Origin of the sequence: Pseudomonas sp. WS 5146 (genome assembly GCF_012985495.1) — a bacterium.
Taxonomy (GTDB): Bacteria; Pseudomonadota; Gammaproteobacteria; order Pseudomonadales; family Pseudomonadaceae; genus Aquipseudomonas; species Aquipseudomonas edaphica.
In genome coordinates, this window is sequence record NZ_JAAQWL010000002.1 from 138,233 (window position 1) to 157,325 (window position 19,093).

The following is a 19,093-nucleotide window of genomic DNA, read 5'->3' on the forward strand; positions in this document are numbered from 1 at the left end:
CATGGCGGTAGACGGGCGCTTGGTGCGCCTCTGATCAAAAAGTGCGCAATTCTATCGACGGGCAGCGCGCTTGACCAGCTTTATACGGGGAAATGCGACGAGTGCTGCGCTATGCTTCGCGCCGTTGCGCACGGGTGAAACCCCGGGGTCAATAAAACGTCTGTTACGAGAAGTAAAACAGCGCATGCTAGGGTCAGCTTAGGCGCGTTGTTTATAAAAGACCTCAGGTCAAAGGGCAGGAGTGGTTGATGGGTCAGGCAAATAGTCAGGCAGCAGGTGCCGAGCATTCCAATGCAAAGCCGATTGGCATGCTGGTGGCGGCGGTCGGGGTGGTTTACGGCGATATCGGTACCAGCCCGCTCTATACCCTTAAAGAAGTGTTTACCGGTGGTTATGGGGTTCAAGTCAATCACGACGGGGTCTTTGGCATTCTGGCGCTGATTTTCTGGTCGCTGGTGTGGGTCGTGTCGATCAAGTACGTGCTGTTTATCCTGCGCGCGGACAACCAGGGCGAAGGCGGCATCATGGCCCTGACGGCGCTGGCGCGACGGGCGGCGTCGCCGTACCCCAAGTTGCGTTCGGTGCTGGTGATCCTCGGCTTGATCGGTGCGGCGCTGTTCTACGGCGACAGCATGATTACCCCGGCGATCTCGGTATTGTCGGCGGTTGAAGGCCTGGAACTGGCCTTTGACGGGATTGAACGTTGGGTGGTGCCGCTGTCGCTGGTGGTGCTGGTGGGGCTGTTCCTGATCCAGAAACACGGCACTGACCGCATCGGCAAGCTGTTCGGGCCGGTGATGGTGGTGTGGTTCCTGGTGCTGGGCGGTCTTGGCGTGCACGGCATCCTGCAACATCCCGAGGTGCTCAATGCGCTGAACCCCGTGTGGGGCGTGCGTTTCTTTGTGTCCCATCCGGGCATGGGCGTCGCGATTCTTGGCGCCGTGGTGCTGGCCTTGACCGGTGCCGAAGCGCTGTACGCCGACATGGGCCACTTCGGCCGCAAGCCGATCGCCCGTGCCTGGTTCGCCCTGGTGCTGCCGGCGCTGGTGCTCAATTACTTCGGCCAGGGCGCGTTGCTGCTGGAAAACCCCGAAGCGGCGCGCAACCCGTTCTACTTGCTCGCGCCGGAATGGGCCTTGGTGCCATTGGTCGCGCTGTCGACCCTGGCCACCGTGATTGCATCCCAGGCGGTGATTTCCGGCGCGTTCTCGCTGACGCGTCAGGCGATCCAGTTGGGTTACATCCCGCGCATGCATATCCAGCACACCTCCAGCGCCGAGCAAGGCCAGATCTACATTGGCGCGGTGAACTGGTCGCTGATGGTCGGCGTGATCCTGCTGGTGCTCGGCTTCGAATCCTCCAATGCCCTGGCCTCCGCCTACGGCGTGGCAGTCACCGGCACCATGTTGATTACCAGCATCCTGGTGTCGGCGGTGATGCTGCTGCTCTGGAAGTGGCCGCCGGTGCTGGCGATTCCGGTGCTGATCGGCTTCCTGTTGGTGGACGGCCTGTTCTTCGCCGCCAACGTGCCAAAGATCGTGCAGGGCGGTGCCTTCCCGGTGTTGGCGGGGATTGTGCTGTTTGTGCTGATGACCACCTGGAAGCGCGGCAAGGAACTGTTGATGGACCGCCTCGACGAAGGCGGGCTGCCGTTGCCGATCTTTATCAGCAGTATCCGCGTGCAACCGCCTCATCGCGTGCAGGGCACTGCGGTGTTCCTCACCGCGCGGCCCGATGCCGTGCCCCACGCGCTGTTGCACAACCTGCTGCATAATCAGGTGTTGCATGAGCAAGTGGTGATGCTCACGGTGGTCTACGAAGACATTCCGCGTGTGCCTGCCTCGCGGCGCTTTGAGGTGGACGCCTACGGCGAAGGCTTCTTCCGGGTGATCCTGCATTTTGGCTTTACCGATGAGCCGGACGTGCCCGAGGCCCTGAAACTGTGCCACCTGGACGATCTGGATTTCAGCCCGATGCGCACCACCTACTTCCTCAGCCGTGAAACGGTGATCGCCTCGCGCATCAAGGGCATGGCCCGTTGGCGTGAGAGCTTGTTTGCGTTCATGTTGAAAAACGCCAACGGCAACCTGCGCTTCTTCAAACTCCCGGTAAACCGGGTGATCGAGCTGGGCACCCAGGTCGAGATGTAATCTTTTGCAACACGGGAGCCGGCATTCGGCTCCCGCTTTCCTTTCTGAACCCTGTGCAATCCACCGTTGTCGACTAGGCTCTAAGCACTGTTTGAATAGTGCCCACAGAACCCAGAAGAGGTGCGCCATGAGTCAGCTGCTCGAACCCTACACCCTCCGTCAATTGACCTTGCTCAACCGCATCGCCGTCTCGCCGATGTGCCAATACTCGTCCGACGATGGCCTGGCCAATGACTGGCACCTGGTGCACCTGGGCAGCCGCGCCGTCGGTGGTGCCGGGCTGATTTTTACCGAAGCCACCGCCGTCACCGCCGATGGCCGCATCACCGCCCAGGACCTGGGCCTGTGGAACGACGCGCAGATCGAACCGCTGCAGCGCATCACCCGCTTTATTGCTGCTCAAGGCGCGGTGGCGGGCATCCAGCTGGCACATGCCGGGCGCAAGGCCAGCACCCATCGGCCGTGGATCGGCAAGCACGGCAGCGTCAAGCCGGAGGAGGGCGGCTGGGTGCCGGTGGGCCCTTCGCCGATTGCCTTTGACCCGAACCACACGCAACCCAGGCCACTGGATGAAGGGCAGATCCAGCAGGTGATTGCCGACTTTGTCGCCGCCGCCAAACGCGCGCTGACCGCCGGTTTCGAAGTGGTGGAGATCCACGCTGCCCACGGTTACCTGTTGCATCAATTCCTCTCGCCGATCAGCAACCAGCGCCAGGACCACTACGGCGGCTCGTTTGAAAACCGTATCCGCCTGGTGCTCGAAGTGACCACCGCCGTGCGCGCCGTCTGGCCCCAGGAGCTGCCGCTGTTTGTGCGGGTGTCGGCCACCGATTGGGTCGAAGACGGCTGGAACCCCGATGAAACCGTAGAGCTGGCGCGCCGCCTCAAAGAACTCGGCGTGGACCTGATCGACGTGTCCTCCGGTGGCACCGCCGCCAACGCCGAGATTCCCACCGGCCCGGGCTACCAGACGCGGTTTGCCGAGCGCGTGCGCAAAGAGTCGGGTATCGCCACCGGCACGGTGGGTATGATTACCGAACCGGCCCAGGCTGAACACATACTGCGCACCTGCCAGGCCGACATCATCTTCCTCGCCCGTGAGCTGTTGCGTGACCCTTACTGGCCGCTGCATGCCGACGATGACCTGGGTGGGCGCAAAGCCATCTGGCCCGCGCAGTACCAGCGGGCGACTCACCGTGATCAGCCGATTCACGAGTCTGACCTGAGGGATTGAACCCGCGTCTGCCTGCAATAAACCCACCCGACTCGGTGGGTTTTTTGTTGCCCGCGTTTAGCGCCTGCCTGATCCGCAGCTGTATGCGCAAGCGCTTCCCGATATCCACCTTTACCGGTCGCTGCGTGAGAAAGGGTTGTAGGTATTTGTTACCGAAGTAATTTTTTAAGTGAATACTCTAAAAAAATCCCACACGTGACGAGATTGTTTCTACGCTTAGGGTAAGTGTGATTTCTGGCCCAGGGAGTCAGGCTGTTTGTCCTTGAAGCCATTGCGCTTCATGAGCGTAGGGAATGGGCACCAGGAGTAATTGACTGATATCAGGAGTAACGGTCCATGACCAAGTCTTATGGCGTAGCGGGTGCGGTGGCGTCTTTTTGGAGTCGCCGGATGTCCTTGCGGGGGCGAAGGTTGAGTTCGGATGAGGTGGAGTTGCTGGCGCAGTATCGCGCCCTGACCGAAAACGATCAGGTGGCGATGCGCTATTTGATCGGCGCAATGAAGAGCGTGTCGCGGTTTTAACGGCATAAGCTCGTTCCCACGCTCTGCGTGGGAATGCAGCCCAGGACGCTCCGCGTCCTGCTATCACCACGGGATGCGCTCCCACGCGGGAGCGTGGGAGCGCTCTGTTGGCGCGTATCAGCTGTACTTACGCTGGTCCGGTGCCGGCGGGAAGTACTGATACAGCCAGGTTTCACTCAAGGTGCGGTCCTGGGTGCGGATAAACAGCCGCAGTTCCACCGGCTCCACACTGTCGCTGGTCGGGTACCAATCGAACAGAATGCGATAGCCCTTGATGTTGTCCAGCACCAGCACACTGAAGTCTTTGACTTCCCCGTGGGAGCAGGTCACCACCGGCTCGATCCCGGTGCCGGCCGGCAGGCGATCCAGACCACCGCCCTTGAAATCCACGGCAAAGCGGCGCGCCCACACTTCGGGGTAATGCTCGCCCGGTGCCCAGCCTTCGGTAAAACCGCCCATGCCTGAACGGGTGGCATCCACTTGCGCCAGCGGTGTGCTCACCGGCGGCAGCGCGCTCCAGTACAGCTTGTAGCCATAGTTGAGTGATTCGCCTGCGGCCACGGGCTTTTTTGGGGTCCAGAAGGCCACGATGTTGTCCAGGGTTTCGCCGGTGGTGGGGATTTCCAGCAGGTCGATCGAGCCTTCGCCCCAGGCGGTGGTGGGTTCCACCCACAGGCTAGGGCGCTTGCTGTACCAGTCCACAGTGTCCTGGTAGCTGGCGAACTCATGGTCGGTCTGTACCAGGCCGAAACCTTTCGGGTCGGTGTCGGCAAAAGCGTTGAACTGCAGCTTGGCCGGGTTGTTCAGTGGACGGCAGATCCACTCGCCGTTGCCACGCCACATGGCCAGGCGGTCCGAGTCGTGGATTTGCGGGTGGATGGTGTCGCACATCCGGCGTTCATGGGTACCGCAGCTGAACATGCTGGTCATCGGCGCGATGCCCAGTTGCTCGATGGCGGTGCGCGCATTGATATGCGCGTCGATGGCCATCACCACTTGGTTGGCCTGGCAGTCGATGTCAAAGCGGTAGGCACCGGTGGCGCTCGGCGAGTCGAGCAGGGCGTAGACCACAAAACGCGTGGCGTCCTTGCTCGGGGTTTCGAACCAGAACTGCGTGAAGTCGGGGAATTCCTCGCGTTTTTTCGCGTAGGTATCAATCGCCAGGCCGCGTGCGGAGAGGCCGTACTGGCCGGTTGCGTCCACCGCACGGAAGTAACTGGCGCCGAGAAACGACAGCACGTCATGGCGATCCAGTTCCGGCGCCTTGAACAGCTTGAAACCGGAGAAACCCAGGTCGCCGGTCAGCTGCTTGGTGTCCACCGTGGTCTTGGCATAGTTGAACAGCGACGGGCGGAAATGCACCTCGCGGGCTTCGCGGGTCTTGGGGTCGACGCTGTGCATGCGTACTGGCGTCTTGAAGCCCATGCCGACGTGGAAAAACTGCACGTCGAGCTGGCCGTTCAGCTCCTTCCACAGCGAATGGTTGCCGTCGTAGCCGATGGCATTGAAGTTCTGCGGGGTCATGGTTGCCAGGGTCGGCGGCAGCACCTGTTTGGTGTCTTTATACGCGGTGGCGGCGAGCTGCCTGGCCTGGGCCTTGAGCGATTCGAAGTCAAACGCTACAGCCTTGCCATCGGCGGCACGGTTTCCCGCCCAGGCCTGCGCGGCCAACAGGCCACTGGCCGACAAGCCGGTGTAAGCCGCAATGGCCATGGACGCTTTGAGCAAATTCCTGCGGTGCATAGAGACAACCTGTCGTGAGCAAATCCCGCGCCGTTCCTGGCACGTAACGGATCATAAATAACGGTTCGGACATGCCTTCGACCAAACGCAACGGACAATAAACAGACGCCGGATAGCTTAAGCGGTTCGATGCAGAAGGAAAATTGATTGATGGCGGGATGATGGCGTTGCATGTGAAACAAGACGTTTCAAATACGCGCTGCCGGCGTTACATCTGGAAGCACTCTAGATCGCGGCTTTTTGGCACTTAGTTTTACGCTGGGAGCCTATTGGTCCTACGAACCCAAGTGTCTGGAGGCTACGCATGAATACCCGTGGATTGCTCGATCAGTTGCTCAAATCCGGCCAGGACATGTTGCAAAACAAGGCGGGCGGGCAACGCAAATCGGACGACAAAAGCGCCCTTGGCGGCTTGCTCGGCGGCGGTGGGCTCGGCAGTTTGCTTGGCGGTGCGGGTGGCGGTGCCCTGGCGGCCGGCGCGATGGGGCTGCTGCTGGGTAACAAGAAGGCACGCAAGTTCGGTGGCAAGGCGCTCACCTATGGCGGGCTGGCAGCACTCGGAGTGATCGCCTACAAGGCTTACGGCAACTGGCAGGCGCAGCAGGCCGGCGCACCCCAAGGCGAGCCGCAAACCATCGACCGCCTGCCGCCGGCCCAGGTCGAACAACACAGTCAGGGCATTCTCAAGGCGCTGGTCGCCGCCGCCAAAGCCGACGGGCATGTAGACGAGCGAGAGCGCGCTTTGATTGAAGGCGAATTCACCAAGCTGGATAACGACCGTGAACTGCAAAGCTGGCTGCACGCCGAGCTGAACAAGCCTCTGGATCCCGCTGATGTGGCGCGCGCAGCGAGCACCCCGGAAATGGCCGCCGAGATGTACATCGCCAGTGTGATGCTGGTGGACGAAGAGAACTTCATGGAAAAAGCTTACCTGGACGAGCTGGCGCGCCAGCTCAAACTTGAGCCCGGCTTAAAGGCCGAGCTGGAAAAACAGGTACGCCAAGCCACGCCCTGACCTCCTGAATGATCGCTCCCACGCTCTGCGTGGGAGCGCAGCCCGTGACGCTCTGCGTCAACTGCACAGTGTTTTTGCGTTCTGTGAGCGCGACATCAAAACCTGTTGATAAATGCGGGCACCTGCTCAGCTATACTCCTCGGCATTTGATCGGCCCTTCGAGGAATTACTGTGAAGAACTGGACCTTGCGCCAAAGGATTTTGGCGAGCTTTGCGGTAATTATCGCGATCATGCTGTTGATGGTCGTGGTCTCGTATTCGCGCCTGCTGAAGATTGAAGTCAGCGAAAACTCGGTCCGGGATGACGCCGTACCCGGGGTGTTTTTCAGTTCGATGATCCGCAGCGCCTGGGTCGACAGCTACCTGCAAACCCAGGAATTGGTCGGTGCCCACCGAAGTCAGGGCATCTCGGAAGCCGACAAACAGGACTACAAGTCGTTTGAGGCACGTTTGGAACAGCACATGGCCAGTTACGCGAGCACGATCAATATTGATCAGGATCGCACTGAGTTCGACGCCTTCGAAAAGCTCCACCAGAACTACAACAAGATTCTTGCCCTGGTACTGGACGCCCATCAGGCTAACAACGGCGTTGAGGCGCAAAAGCTGTTCGACGAGCAACTCACGCCCGCCTGGACCGCAGGCCGCATGAAGCTCAATGACATTATCAATGAAAACAAACAGGTCGCCGATAACGCCACCGCCGCCATCGATGAAGCGGTGGCCGCCGCCAAAGTCAGCATGTTCGTATCGTTGGTCGTGGCCATTCTCGCAGCGGGCCTGTGCGGCCTGCTGCTGATGCGCGCGATCATGGCGCCGATGAATCGCATCGTCGAAATCCTCGAAACCATGCGCACGGGCGACCTGAGCAAGCGCTTGAACCTTGAGCGCAAGGACGAATTCGGCGCTGTCGAAACCGGCTTCAACGACATGATGACCGAGCTGACCGCCCTGGTTTCCCAGGCCCAGCGTTCGTCGGTGCAGGTGACTACCTCGGTGACCGAGATTGCCGCCACCTCCAAGCAACAACAGGCCACGGCCACCGAAACGGCGGCCACTACCACCGAGATCGGCGCGACATCACGGGAAATTGCCGCCACGTCCAAGGACTTGGTGCGCACCATGACCGAAGTGTCCACCGCCGCCGACCAGGCGTCGGTCGCTGCCGGCTCCGGCCAGCAAGGCCTGGCGCGTATGGAAGAAACCATGCACTCGGTGATGGGCGCCGCTGACCTTGTGAACGCCAAGCTGGCGATCCTCAATGAGAAGGCCGGCAACATCAACCAAGTGGTGGTGACCATCGTCAAGGTGGCCGACCAGACCAACCTGCTGTCGCTCAACGCCGCCATTGAAGCCGAGAAGGCTGGCGAGTACGGACGCGGGTTTGCCGTGGTGGCCACCGAAGTGCGCCGTCTGGCCGACCAGACCGCCGTAGCCACCTACGACATTGAGCAGATGGTGCGCGAGATCCAGTCGGCAGTGTCAGCGGGCGTGATGGGCATGGACAAGTTCTCCGAAGAAGTGCGTCGCGGCATGTTCGAAGTGCAGCAAGTGGGCGAACAGCTGTCGCAGATCATCCATCAGGTACAGGCCTTGGCGCCGCGGGTATTGATGGTCAACGAAGGCATGCAGGCCCAGGCCACCGGCGCCGAACAGATCAACCATGCGCTGGTGCAACTGGGCGATGCCAGCAGCCAGACCGTGGAATCCCTGCGCCAGGCCAGTTTTGCCATTGATGAACTGAGCCAGGTTGCGGTCGGTCTGCGCAGCGGCGTGTCGCGTTTCAAAGTCTGATGAGCGACCTTGCGGCTAAACGCGGCGTCGTCCCGGCAGCGAAAAAGGCGTTGTTTCTGGTGTTCCACATCGGCGGCGAACGATATGCCCTCAAGGCCACGGAGGTGGCCGAGGTGCTGCCGCGCCTGCCACTCAAACCCATCGCCCATGCACCGCTGTGGGTGGCGGGGATCTTTGCCCATCGTGGCGCGCTGGTGCCGGTTGTCGACCTGTGTGCGTTGACCTTCGGCAAACCGGCCCAGGCCCGCACCAGCACACGGCTGGTGCTGGTCAACTACCAGCCGCAACCTTGGATCGAGCCACGCTGGCTGGGGTTGGTCCTGGAGCAGGCCACCGACACCCTGCGTTGCGACCCGGCCGAGTTCCAGCCTTATGGCCTGGATAACCGCGAGGCGCCGTACCTGGGGCCGGTGCGTGAAGATGCGTTGGGCTTGATGCAGTGGATCGGCGTGGCCGACTTGCTCACCGACGACGTGCGCGCCTTGCTGTTTGCCAGCGAGCTAAGCTTATGAGCAACGACCCACGCTTTTTTGCCTTCTTGAAGGACCGTATTGGCCTGGACGTTGCTTCGGTGGGCGAAGCAATCATTGAGCGTGCGGTGCGCCAGCGCAGCCAGGCCGTGCAGGCGCAGACCGTGCAGGATTACTGGCAGCATTTGCAGAGTTCGCAGGATGAGCAGCAGGCGCTGATCGAAGCGGTGATCGTTCCCGAGACCTGGTTTTTCCGCTATCCCGAGTCCTTTGCCACCTTGGCGCGTTTGGCCAGGGAGCGCCTGGCGGCGATCAAGCAGATGCGCGCCCTGCGCATTCTCAGCCTGCCGTGTTCCACGGGCGAGGAGCCTTATTCGATTGCCATGGCCTTGCTCGATGCCGGGCTGGCGCCGCACCAGTTCAAAGTGCTGGGGCTGGACGTCAGCCCATTGTCGGTGGAGCGCGCCAAGCGTGGGGTGTATGGCAAGAACTCCTTTCGCGGCGGCGATATCGAGTTTCGCGAGCGTCACTTCAGCGAACAGCCCGATGGTTACCACATTGCCGAGCGGGTGCGCGAACAAGTGCGTCTGCAAGTCGGCAATTTGCTCGACCCGGCGTTGCTGGCCAATGAGCCCACCTACGATTTTGTGTTCTGCCGCAACCTGCTGATCTACTTCGACCAGCCCACCCAGAAGCAAGTGTTCGATGTGCTCAAGAGCCTGACCCATGAGGACGGCGTGCTGTTTATCGGCCCCGCCGAGGGCAGCCTGCTGGGGCGCCATGGCATGCGCTCGATTGGCGTGCCGCAATCCTTTGCATTCAGTCGGCATACCGAGCCGGTCAAGCCTGAACCGGTATTTGTGCCCCTGCCCATCCCCCAGCGCAGCGCGGCACCCATTCCTGCCAAGCCGCGCCCGTTCAGCACCGCGAGTGCCCAAGTGGTGCCGATCAAGGCGCCGCACAGCGATGCGGGCGATTTGCTCAGCCGCATCGCTACGTTGGCTAACGAAGGCAAAAGTGCTGAGGCCCGTGCCGCGTGTGAACAGTATTTGAGTAACCACCCGCCGGCAGCCCAGGTGTTTTACTGGCTGGGGCTGCTCAGCGACGTGGCCGGCAGCGCCCTGGAAGCCCAGGGTTATTACCGCAAAGCCTTGTACCTGGAACCGCAGCACCCGCAGGCCTTGATGCACTTGGCCGCATTGCTCGAGTCCCAGGGTGACAGTGCGGGCGCGCGTCGCTTGCAGGCGCGCGCCGCGCGTAGCGAGCGTGCAGACAGTGAGTCCAAACGATGAATAACCTTGATGCGCTCGACACCGCAGGTCTGGACCTGACCCTGGCCGACACCCAAGCCATCGACGACTGCTGGAACCGCATTGGCATCCATGGCGACAAGTCCTGCCCGTTGCTCGCCGAACATATCCACTGCCGCAACTGCTCGGTGTATTCCGCCGCCGCCACGCGCCTGCTTGACCGTTATGCGTTGCAGCAGGACGACCGACAGGCGTATGCAGCCGCGGAAGTTGACGAAGACATCGTCACCCGTTCGATCCTGATGTTTCGTCTGGGTGAAGAGTGGCTGGGCATTGCCACGCGATGCCTGGTGGAGGTGGCGCCACTGCAGCCGATTCACTCGCTGCCGCACCAACGTTCCCGCGCATTACTGGGCGTTGCGAATGTGCGCGGTGCGCTGGTGGCGTGCCTGTCACTGGTGGAACTGCTGGGGCTGGACCCGGCCAGCACAGGCGCTACCGGCGCGCGAGTGATGCCGCGCATGTTGATTATTGCTGCCCAGGACGGCCCGGTGGTGGTACCGGTGGATGAAGTCGACGGCATCCATGCCATCGATGAGCGCACCTTGAAGGCCGCGTCGGCTTCCGGCACCCAGGCCAGCGCGCGCTTTACCCAAGGCGTGTTGCAGTGGAAAGGCCGCAGCCTGCGTTGGCTGGACGAGGCGCAATTGTTGTCTGCCGTGACCCGGAGCCTCACATGACCCCCGACCAGATGCGCGATGCCTCGCTGCTGGAACTGTTCAGCCTGGAAGCCGATGCGCAAACCCAGGTGTTGAGCGCGGGCCTGCTGGCCCTGGAACGCAACCCCACCCAGGCTGACCAGCTTGAGGCATGCATGCGCGCCGCGCACTCGCTCAAGGGCGCGGCGCGGATTGTCGGCGTGGACGCCGGGGTCAGCGTGGCCCATGTGATGGAGGACTGCCTGGTCAGCGCCCAGGAAAACCGCCTGTACCTGCAACCTGAGCATATCGACGCCTTGCTGCAGGGCACCGACCTGCTGATGCGCATCGCCACGCCGGGCAATAATGTCGGGCCAGCGGACATTGAAGGCTATGTAGCGCTGATGGAACGCCTGCTGGATCCGTCGCAGCCGATTGTCAACGCCACACCAGCCCCCGCCGCTCCCGAACCTGCGCCGGTGATTGAAGCGTTGCCGCCGGAGCCTGAGCCAGAGCCTGTGCCGCCGGTCAGCACTGACCTGCCGCGCCCGAACAAACGCCTGACCGAAGGCGGGGAGCGCGTGCTGCGCATCACCGCCGAGCGCTTGAACAGCCTGCTCGACCTGTCGAGTAAATCTTTGGTGGAGACCCAGCGGCTCAAGCCTTACCTGGTGAGCCTGCAGCGCCTCAAGCGCATTCAAAGCAACAGCGCGCGCGCCTTGGACACGCTCGATGGCCAACTCAAGGCCATTAACCTGAGCCTGGAAGCCCAGGAAGCCCTGGCCGACACGCGCCGCCTGTTGAGTGAAGCCCAGGCGTTGCTGGCGGATAAGACCGCCGAACTGGATGAGTTCGGCTGGCAGGCCGGCCAGCGTGCCCAGGTGCTTTATGACACCGCGCTGGCCTGCCGCATGCGACCGTTTGCCGATGTGCTCGCCGGCCAGGTGCGCATGGTGCGTGACCTTGGCCGCAGCCTCGGCAAGCAGGTGCGCCTGGAGATCGAGGGTGAAAAGACCCAGGTCGACCGCGACGTACTGGAAAAACTCGAAGCGCCGCTCACGCATTTATTGCGCAATGCCGTCGACCACGGCATCGAAATGCCCGAGCAGCGGGTGTTGGCGGGCAAACCCGCCGAAGGCTTGATCCGCCTGCGCGCCTCCCATCAAGCCGGTTTGCTGGTGCTGGAGTTAAGCGACGACGGCAATGGTGTCGACCTGGAGCGTCTACGTGGCACCATCGTCGACCGGCACCTGTCACCGCTGGAAACCGCGCTGCGCTTGAGTGAAGAAGAGCTGCTGACTTTCCTGTTCCTGCCGGGTTTCAGCCTGCGCGACAAGGTCACCGAAGTGTCCGGGCGCGGCGTCGGCCTGGATGCGGTGCAGCACATGGTCCGCCAACTGCGTGGCGCCGTGGTGCTGGAGCAGACGGCGGGGCAGGGCAGCCGCTTCCACCTGGAAGTGCCGTTGACCCTGTCGGTGGTGCGCAGCCTGGTGGTGGAGGTCGGCGAGGAAGCCTATGCCTTCCCGCTGGCGCACATCGAACGCATGTGCGACCTGGCGCCGAATGACATTGTGCAACTGGAAGGGCGCCAGCATTTCTGGCACGAAGGCCGGCATGTCGGTCTGGTGGCCGCCAGCCAGTTGCTGCAGCGCCCGCCGGGGCAGAGCAATGACGAAACCTTGAAGGTGGTGGTCATCCGCGAGCGCGATGCGGTGTATGGCATTGCGGTGGAGCGTTTTATCGGTGAGCGCACCCTGGTGGTATTGCCGCTGGATGACCGCCTGGGCAAGGTCCAGGATATTTCCGCCGGTGCTTTGCTGGACGACGGCTCGGTAGTGTTGATCGTCGACGTCGAAGACATGCTGCGTTCGGTGGATAAATTGCTCAACACCGGGCGCCTGGAACGCATCGCACGGCGCAGCCAGCAGGCGACCGAAGCACCGCGCAAACGCGTGCTGGTGGTGGACGATTCGCTCACCGTGCGTGAGCTGCAACGCAAATTGTTGCTTAATCGTGGTTATGAAGTGGCGGTCGCGGTCGATGGCATGGATGGCTGGAACGCGCTGCGCTCCGAAGACTTCGACCTGCTGATCACTGACATTGATATGCCTCGTATGGACGGGATCGAATTGGTCACACTCTTGCGCCGTGATAGTCGCCTGCAATCGTTGCCGGTGATGGTGGTGTCGTACAAGGATCGCGAAGAAGACCGGCGCCGTGGACTGGACGCCGGCGCCGACTATTATCTAGCTAAGGCCAGTTTCCATGACGATGCGTTGCTGGATGCCGTGATGGAGCTGATTGGAGGCGCCCGGGCATGAGGATTGCGATCGTCAATGACATGCCCCTGGCGGTAGAGGCCTTGCGCCGCGCGTTGAGTTTAGAGCCGGCCCACGAGGTTGTGTGGGTGGCCAGCAATGGCCTGGAAGCTGTGCAGCGCTGCGCCGAATTGACCCCGGACCTGATCCTGATGGACTTGATCATGCCGGTGATGGACGGCGTGGAGGCCACGCGGCAGATCATGGCCGAGACCCCGTGCGCTATTCTGCTGGTGACCGTCGACCGCCAAGCGAATATGAGTCGCGTGTTCGAAGCCATGGGCCATGGCGCCCTGGATGTGGTGGACACTCCGGCGCTGGGCGTGGGCAACCCCAAGGATGCGGCGGCGCCGTTGCTGCGCAAAATCCTCAATATTGGCTGGCTGATCGGCCAGCGTGGCAGTCGTGTACGCGCCGAAACCGCGCCGGCGCGCACCACTGGCAAACGTCAGAGGCTGGTGGCGATTGGTTCCTCTGCGGGCGGCCCGGCCGCGCTGGAAATCCTGCTCAAGGGTTTGCCCCGCGACTTTCCCGCCGCCATTGTGCTGGTGCAGCATGTGGACCAGGTGTTTGCCGCCGGCATGGCCGAATGGCTGAGCAGCGCCTCCGGCCTGCCGGTGCGCCTGGCACGCGAGGGCGAACCGCCTCAAAACGGCGTGGTGCTGCTGGCTGGCACCAACCACCACATTCGCCTGTTGAAAAATGGCACGCTAGCCTATACCGCGGAGCCTGTGAACGAGATTTACCGGCCTTCCATCGACGTGTTCTTCGAAAGCGTCGCCAGCCACTGGAATGGTGATGCCGTCGGCGTACTGCTGACCGGCATGGGGCGCGACGGGGCTCAGGGCCTCAAGATACTGCGTGAACAAGGATATTTGACCATCGCCCAGGATCAGCAGAGCTGTGCGGTGTATGGCATGCCAAAAGCGGCGGCGGCGATTGATGCTGCTGTTGAAATCCGCCCACTGGACAGAATTGCGCCCCGATTGCTGGAGGTATTTGCAAAATGATCAAGACCTCTCGCAGTGCCGGCTTGCAGGAAAGTAATTCAGGTGACTGCACATGAATGATTTACAGATCGACGACATCAAGACCGACGAAAACGCTGCCATGGTGTTGCTGGTCGACGACCAGGCCATGATCGGCGAAGCTGTGCGGCGCGGCCTGGCTCACGAAGAAAACATCGACTTTCACTTTTGCGCCGACCCGCATCAGGCGATTGCCCAGGCGATCCGCATCAAACCGACGGTGATCCTGCAAGACCTGGTGATGCCCGGTCTTGATGGCCTGACACTGGTGCGCGAATACCGCAACCACCCGGCCACGGCGAATATCCCGATCATCGTGCTTTCGACCAAGGAAGACCCGCTGATCAAGAGCGCGGCGTTTTCGGCCGGGGCCAATGATTACCTGGTCAAGCTGCCGGATAACATCGAGCTGGTGGCGCGCATTCGCTATCACTCGCGCTCGTATATGACGCTGTTGCAGCGCGATGCGGCTTATCGCGCGCTGCGTGTGAGCCAGCAGCAATTGCTGGACACTAACCTGGTGCTGCAGCGGCTGATGAACTCCGATGGCCTCACCGGGCTGTCCAACCGCCGCCACTTTGACGAATACCTGGAGCTGGAATGGCGCCGTGCCATGCGTGACCAGACCCAGCTGTCGTTGTTGATGATCGATGTGGACTTCTTCAAGACCTACAACGACAGCTTTGGCCACGTCGAAGGTGATGAAGCCCTGCGCAAAGTCGCCGCGAGCATCCGTGAAGCCAGCAGCCGACCTTCGGACTTGCCGGCGCGGTACGGCGGTGAAGAGTTTGCGTTGGTGCTGCCCAATACTTCGCCGGGCGGTGCGCGCCTGGTGGCCGAGAAGCTGCGCATGGCGGTTGCGGGGCTGAAGATCCCGCACATTGCCCCGGCAGAAGGGGCGAGCCTGACTATCAGCATCGGCCTGTCGACCATGACGCCGTTGCAGGGTACGGATTGTCGGCAGTTGATCATGGCGGCGGACAAGGGGTTGTACACGGCCAAGCATAACGGGCGCAATCAGGTCGGTATCGAGTAAGCAGAACACCGCCGAACCCTTGTGGGAGCTGGCTTGCCTGCGATAGCGGCCTGTCAGTTACCACATCTGTACCTGATACACCGCTATCGCAGGCAAGCCAGCCCCCACATTTGATCTCAATCGTTCTGGAGATCGTCAACAACCCCGCCTTTTCGCCAAGCGGGCTGCCGTTAGCGCCGGTTTGTCGTTATACTCGTCGGCTTTCAAAAGTTCGCCAACGAGTGCTGCCCGCCATGGAAATCAACCCGATCCTTAACACCATCAAGGACCTGTCCGAGCGCTCCGAAACTATTCGGGGGTATCTTTGACTACGATCAAAAGCATGAGCGTCTGACCGAAGTCAATCGCGAGCTTGAAGATCCGGCTGTCTGGAACAAACCTGAATACGCCCAGGAACTGGGCCGCGAGCGTGCTGCGCTGGCGCAGATCGTCGACACCCTCGACGAGTTGAACACCGGTCTGGGCGATTGCCGCGACCTGCTGGACATGGCCGTCGAAGAAAACGACGAAGGCGCAGTGGGCGATGTCGTCGCCGAGCTGGCCCGTCTCGAGGAAAACCTCGCCAAGCTTGAATTCCGCCGCATGTTCAGCCACGAAATGGACCCGAACAACGCCTACCTGGACATCCAGGCCGGTTCCGGCGGCACCGAGGCCCAGGACTGGGCCAACATCCTGCTGCGCATGTACCTGCGCTGGGCGGATAAACGCGGTTTCGACGCCACCATCATGGAACTGTCGGCCGGTGAAGTCGCCGGTATCAAAGGCGCGACCGTGCACATCAAGGGCGAATACGCCTTTGGCTGGTTGCGGACCGAGATCGGCGTACACCGCCTGGTGCGCAAGAGCCCGTTCGACTCCGGCAACCGTCGCCATACCTCGTTCTCCGCCGTTTTCGTCTCGCCAGAGATCGACGACAAGGTGGAAATCGAGATCAACCCGGCCGACCTGCGGATCGACACCTACCGTTCCTCCGGTGCCGGTGGCCAGCACGTAAACACCACCGACTCGGCGGTGCGTATTACCCACGTACCGACCAACACCGTGGTCAGCTGCCAGAACGAACGTTCCCAGCACGCCAACAAGGACACCGCCATGAAAATGCTGCGGGCCAAGTTGTACGAGCAGGAAATGCAGAAGCGCAACGCCGCTTCCCAGGCGCTGGAAGACACCAAGTCGGATATCGGCTGGGGCCACCAGATCCGTTCGTATGTGCTTGATGCATCGCGGATCAAGGATCTGCGCACTAACATCGAACGCAGCGATTGCGACAAGGTGCTCGACGGTGATATCGACGAATACCTGGAAGCCAGCTTGAAATCGGGGCTGTAAACCGTCAGCCAAGACCTTAAGTCCCCTGCCACCGGTGGGGGCAACGAACCTGTGATGGAATTTCAAAAGACATGAGCGACCAACAACTCGACCCGCAAGCCCTGCAACAGGAAGAAAACTCCCTGATCGCCCTGCGCAAGGAAAAGCTTGCTGCCGAGCGCGCCAAGGGTAATGCCTTCCCGAACGACTTTCGCCGTGACAACTACTGCGATGCCTTGCAGAAACAGTACGCGGACAAGACCAAGGAAGAGCTGGCAGAGGCTGCAATCCCGGTCAAGGTGGCGGGTCGCATCATGCTTAACCGTGGCTCGTTCATGGTGATCCAGGACATGACCGGTCGCATTCAGGTGTACGTCAACCGTAAAACCCTGCCTGAAGAAACCCTGGCCTCGGTGAAAACCTGGGACATGGGCGACATCATTGCCGCCGAAGGCACCCTGGCGCGTTCCGGCAAGGGCGACCTTTACGTTGAAATGACCAGCGTGCGCCTGCTGACCAAGTCGCTGCGCCCGCTGCCGGACAAGCACCACGGCCTGACCGACACCGAGCAGCGCTATCGCCAGCGCTACGTCGACCTGATCGTCAACGAAGACGTGCGCCAGACCTTCCGCGTGCGTTCGCAAGTGATTGCGCACATCCGCAGCTTCCTGATGGCGCGTGACTTCCTTGAAGTGGAAACGCCGATGCTGCAAACCATCCCCGGTGGTGCCGCAGCCAAACCGTTCGAGACTCACCACAACGCGCTGGACCTGGAAATGTTCCTGCGTATCGCGCCGGAGCTGTACCTCAAGCGCCTGGTGGTTGGCGGCTTCGAGAAAGTGTTCGAGATCAACCGCAACTTCCGTAACGAAGGCGTCTCGACCCGTCACAACCCTGAATTCACCATGTTGGAGTTCTACCAGGCCTACGCCGACTACGAAGACAACATGGACCTCACCGAAGAACTCTTCCGCGAGCTGGCGCAGCTGGTACTGGGCAGCACTGACGTGCCGTACGGCGACAAGGTGTTCCACTTCGGCGAGCCGTTCGTGCGTCTGTCGGTGTTCGACTCGATCCTCAAGTACAACCCTGAGCTGACCGCTGACGACCTGACCGACATCGACAAGGCCCGCGCCATCGCCAAGAAAGCTGGCGCCAAGGTGCTGGGCTTCGAAGGCCTGGGCAAACTGCAGGTGATGATTTTCGAAGAGCTGGTGGAGCACAAGCTGGAACAGCCGCACTTCATTACCCAGTACCCGTTCGAAGTGTCGCCGCTGGCACGTCGCAACGATGACAACCCGAACGTCACCGACCGTTTCGAGCTGTTCATTGGCGGCCGCGAAATCGCCAACGCCTACTCCGAGCTTAATGATGCAGAAGACCAGGCCGAACGCTTCATGGCCCAGGTGGCCGACAAGGACGCCGGTGACGACGAGGCGATGCACTACGACGCCGACTTCGTTCGCGCCCTGGAATACGGCATGCCGCCGACCGCCGGTGAAGGTATCGGTATCGACCGGTTGGTGATGTTGTTGACCAACTCGCCGTCGATCCGCGATGTGATCTTGTTCCCGCACATGCGGCCACAAGCATAACCGTAGCGAAATCCGAAGCCGCCTTTTATAAGGCGGCTTTTTTGTGTGACGAATTCAGCCGTCAGCAGAACGGCGCCAAGAGGCACGCGCTGAGCGTTCCCAGGCTCTGCACAGGAATGCAGCCCGTGACGCTCCGCATAACTCATTAAAGGAAGATCTGTCGTGAACCGCGTAATGGCTCAAGAAGGCGCCGCCGGCATTGCTGCTGCCGTGGCTGATAGTGTCCAGTACCAGGGCCGCAAGGCCAGCCGTCGAGGCAGCGAGCAACGCCGGCAAGACATTCTCGATGCGGCCATGCGCATCGTCGTGCGTGATGGGGTACGCGGTGTGCGCCATCGCGCGGTGGCAGCAGAGGCCGGCGTGCCGTTGTCGGCCACCACCTATTACTTCAAGGACATTGATGACCTGCTCACCGATACCTTCGCCCAATACGTGGAGCGCAGCGCTGCCTTCATGGGCAAGCTGTGGGTGCGCAATGAAGGCCTGCTGCGCGAGATGGTCGCCTATGGCGATGGCAGCCCGCAGTCACGCTCACAACTGGCCGATGACATTGCACGGCTGACCGCCGACTACGTGATGCGCCAACTGACCAATCGCCGCGAACACTTGATGGCCGAACAGGCCTTTCGCCAGGAAGCCTTGCTTAACCCGCGCCTGGCTGAGCTGGTGCGCTCGCACCAGCAGATTCTGTTGCAGGGCACCGGGCAGTTTTTCCAGGTATTGGGTTCCCGCGAGCCGCAACAGGATGCCAGAGTGTTGACGGCGATAATCGGTCGGATGGAATATCAGGGCCTGCTCGGCGGCCCTGAGCCTCTGACGGGTGAAGAGATGCTTGAGATTCTCAAGCGTTACATGCATTTGGTGTTGGCCTCGGTCTAGCCCCGTGCGCAATCTGCTTTATGTGGGAGCCAGCTCCCACACTTGATGGGGTG

General features: G+C 61.4%; 15 protein-coding genes. 14 read left to right on the forward strand and 1 reads right to left on the reverse strand.

Going from position 1 to position 19,093, the window contains the following annotated elements; genetic code table 11:
* Positions 1 to 248 precede the first annotated feature (248 nt).
* From HBO41_RS05130 to HBO41_RS05140, 3 genes are all read left to right on the forward strand, one after another.
* Positions 249 to 2,150, forward strand: a complete 1,902-nt coding sequence (locus HBO41_RS05130; RefSeq protein ID WP_099548536.1) for a potassium transporter Kup — start codon at positions 249 to 251, stop codon at positions 2,148 to 2,150.
* 127 nt (positions 2,151 to 2,277) lie between these two features.
* Positions 2,278 to 3,384 carry an NADH:flavin oxidoreductase/NADH oxidase gene (locus HBO41_RS05135; RefSeq protein WP_017137089.1) on the forward strand — a complete coding sequence of 369 codons (1,107 nt, stop codon included), beginning with the start codon at positions 2,278 to 2,280 and terminating at the stop codon, positions 3,382 to 3,384.
* Positions 3,385 to 3,720: 336 nt separating this feature from the next.
* Entirely contained in the window at positions 3,721 to 3,906 is a 186-nt protein-coding gene (locus tag HBO41_RS05140; protein WP_017137090.1) for a hypothetical protein, read from the forward strand.
* 117 nt (positions 3,907 to 4,023) lie between these two features.
* On the opposite strand, the gene HBO41_RS05145 is transcribed toward HBO41_RS05140, so the two are convergent.
* Entirely contained in the window at positions 4,024 to 5,649 is a 1,626-nt protein-coding gene (locus tag HBO41_RS05145) for a glucan biosynthesis protein D (protein WP_169985352.1), read from the reverse strand.
* Positions 5,650 to 5,953: 304 nt separating this feature from the next.
* Here HBO41_RS05145 and HBO41_RS05150 point away from each other — a divergent pair, with 304 nt between their 5' ends.
* The 11 genes from HBO41_RS05150 to HBO41_RS05200 all read left to right on the forward strand — a co-directional run bounded on the left by HBO41_RS05150 (position 5,954) and on the right by HBO41_RS05200 (position 19,040).
* Complete coding sequence (locus tag HBO41_RS05150) at positions 5,954 to 6,664, forward strand: tellurite resistance TerB family protein (protein ID WP_169985354.1); 711 nt, start codon at positions 5,954 to 5,956, stop codon at positions 6,662 to 6,664.
* A gap of 171 nt (positions 6,665 to 6,835) precedes the next feature.
* Positions 6,836 to 8,458 carry a methyl-accepting chemotaxis protein gene (locus HBO41_RS05155; protein ID WP_099548538.1) on the forward strand — a complete coding sequence of 541 codons (1,623 nt, stop codon included), beginning with the start codon at positions 6,836 to 6,838 and terminating at the stop codon, positions 8,456 to 8,458.
* Positions 8,458 to 8,970 carry a chemotaxis protein CheW gene (locus tag HBO41_RS05160; protein WP_017137094.1) on the forward strand — a complete coding sequence of 171 codons (513 nt, stop codon included), beginning with the start codon at positions 8,458 to 8,460 and terminating at the stop codon, positions 8,968 to 8,970. The genes HBO41_RS05155 and HBO41_RS05160 overlap by 1 nt, the downstream gene beginning before the upstream one ends.
* Positions 8,967 to 10,220 carry a protein-glutamate O-methyltransferase CheR gene (locus HBO41_RS05165; protein ID WP_017137095.1) on the forward strand — a complete coding sequence of 418 codons (1,254 nt, stop codon included), beginning with the start codon at positions 8,967 to 8,969 and terminating at the stop codon, positions 10,218 to 10,220. Before HBO41_RS05160 ends, HBO41_RS05165 begins: the two co-directional genes overlap by 4 nt.
* Positions 10,217 to 10,918, forward strand: coding sequence for a chemotaxis protein CheW (locus HBO41_RS05170; protein ID WP_017137096.1), 702 nt, complete (start codon positions 10,217 to 10,219; stop codon positions 10,916 to 10,918). Before HBO41_RS05165 ends, HBO41_RS05170 begins: the two co-directional genes overlap by 4 nt.
* Positions 10,915 to 13,197: a hybrid sensor histidine kinase/response regulator gene (locus tag HBO41_RS05175; protein ID WP_169985356.1), complete on the forward strand. Its 2,283-nt coding sequence runs from the start codon at positions 10,915 to 10,917 to the stop codon at positions 13,195 to 13,197. The genes HBO41_RS05170 and HBO41_RS05175 overlap by 4 nt, the downstream gene beginning before the upstream one ends.
* Positions 13,194 to 14,204: a chemotaxis response regulator protein-glutamate methylesterase gene (locus HBO41_RS05180; protein ID WP_017137098.1), complete on the forward strand. Its 1,011-nt coding sequence runs from the start codon at positions 13,194 to 13,196 to the stop codon at positions 14,202 to 14,204. Before HBO41_RS05175 ends, HBO41_RS05180 begins: the two co-directional genes overlap by 4 nt.
* 52 nt (positions 14,205 to 14,256) lie before the next feature.
* Positions 14,257 to 15,258 (forward strand): PleD family two-component system response regulator, encoded by a 1,002-nt coding sequence (locus HBO41_RS05185; protein WP_017137099.1) that lies wholly within the window; start codon positions 14,257 to 14,259, stop codon positions 15,256 to 15,258.
* Positions 15,259 to 15,491: 233 nt separating this feature from the next.
* Positions 15,492 to 16,587, forward strand: a protein-coding gene (gene prfB / locus HBO41_RS05190) for a peptide chain release factor 2 (protein ID WP_096236834.1) whose coding sequence is annotated in 2 segments (ribosomal slippage) — positions 15,492 to 15,563 and positions 15,565 to 16,587 — 1,095 coding nt in all. Because the reading frame shifts where the segments join, the coding sequence is not laid out codon by codon here.
* A gap of 71 nt (positions 16,588 to 16,658) precedes the next feature.
* Entirely contained in the window at positions 16,659 to 18,161 is a 1,503-nt protein-coding gene (gene lysS / locus HBO41_RS05195; RefSeq protein ID WP_017137101.1) for a lysine--tRNA ligase, read from the forward strand.
* Positions 18,162 to 18,323: 162 nt separating this feature from the next.
* Positions 18,324 to 19,040: a TetR/AcrR family transcriptional regulator gene (locus tag HBO41_RS05200; RefSeq protein WP_026013712.1), complete on the forward strand. Its 717-nt coding sequence runs from the start codon at positions 18,324 to 18,326 to the stop codon at positions 19,038 to 19,040.
* Positions 19,041 to 19,093 lie beyond the last annotated feature (53 nt).

Coding starts and splice junctions, on each gene's coding strand:
- HBO41_RS05130 (WP_099548536.1), top strand. CDS start 249: ATGGGTCAGGCAAATAGTCAGGCAGCAGGTGCCGAGCATTCCAATGCA.
- HBO41_RS05135 (WP_017137089.1), top strand. CDS start 2,278: ATGAGTCAGCTGCTCGAACCCTACACCCTCCGTCAATTGACCTTGCTC.
- HBO41_RS05140 (WP_017137090.1), top strand. CDS start 3,721: ATGACCAAGTCTTATGGCGTAGCGGGTGCGGTGGCGTCTTTTTGGAGT.
- HBO41_RS05145 (WP_169985352.1), bottom strand. CDS start 5,649: ATGCACCGCAGGAATTTGCTCAAAGCGTCCATGGCCATTGCGGCTTAC.
- HBO41_RS05150 (WP_169985354.1), top strand. CDS start 5,954: ATGAATACCCGTGGATTGCTCGATCAGTTGCTCAAATCCGGCCAGGAC.
- HBO41_RS05160 (WP_017137094.1), top strand. CDS start 8,458: ATGAGCGACCTTGCGGCTAAACGCGGCGTCGTCCCGGCAGCGAAAAAG.
- HBO41_RS05165 (WP_017137095.1), top strand. CDS start 8,967: ATGAGCAACGACCCACGCTTTTTTGCCTTCTTGAAGGACCGTATTGGC.
- HBO41_RS05170 (WP_017137096.1), top strand. CDS start 10,217: ATGAATAACCTTGATGCGCTCGACACCGCAGGTCTGGACCTGACCCTG.
- HBO41_RS05175 (WP_169985356.1), top strand. CDS start 10,915: ATGACCCCCGACCAGATGCGCGATGCCTCGCTGCTGGAACTGTTCAGC.
- HBO41_RS05180 (WP_017137098.1), top strand. CDS start 13,194: ATGAGGATTGCGATCGTCAATGACATGCCCCTGGCGGTAGAGGCCTTG.
- HBO41_RS05185 (WP_017137099.1), top strand. CDS start 14,257: ATGAATGATTTACAGATCGACGACATCAAGACCGACGAAAACGCTGCC.
- lysS (WP_017137101.1), top strand. CDS start 16,659: ATGAGCGACCAACAACTCGACCCGCAAGCCCTGCAACAGGAAGAAAAC.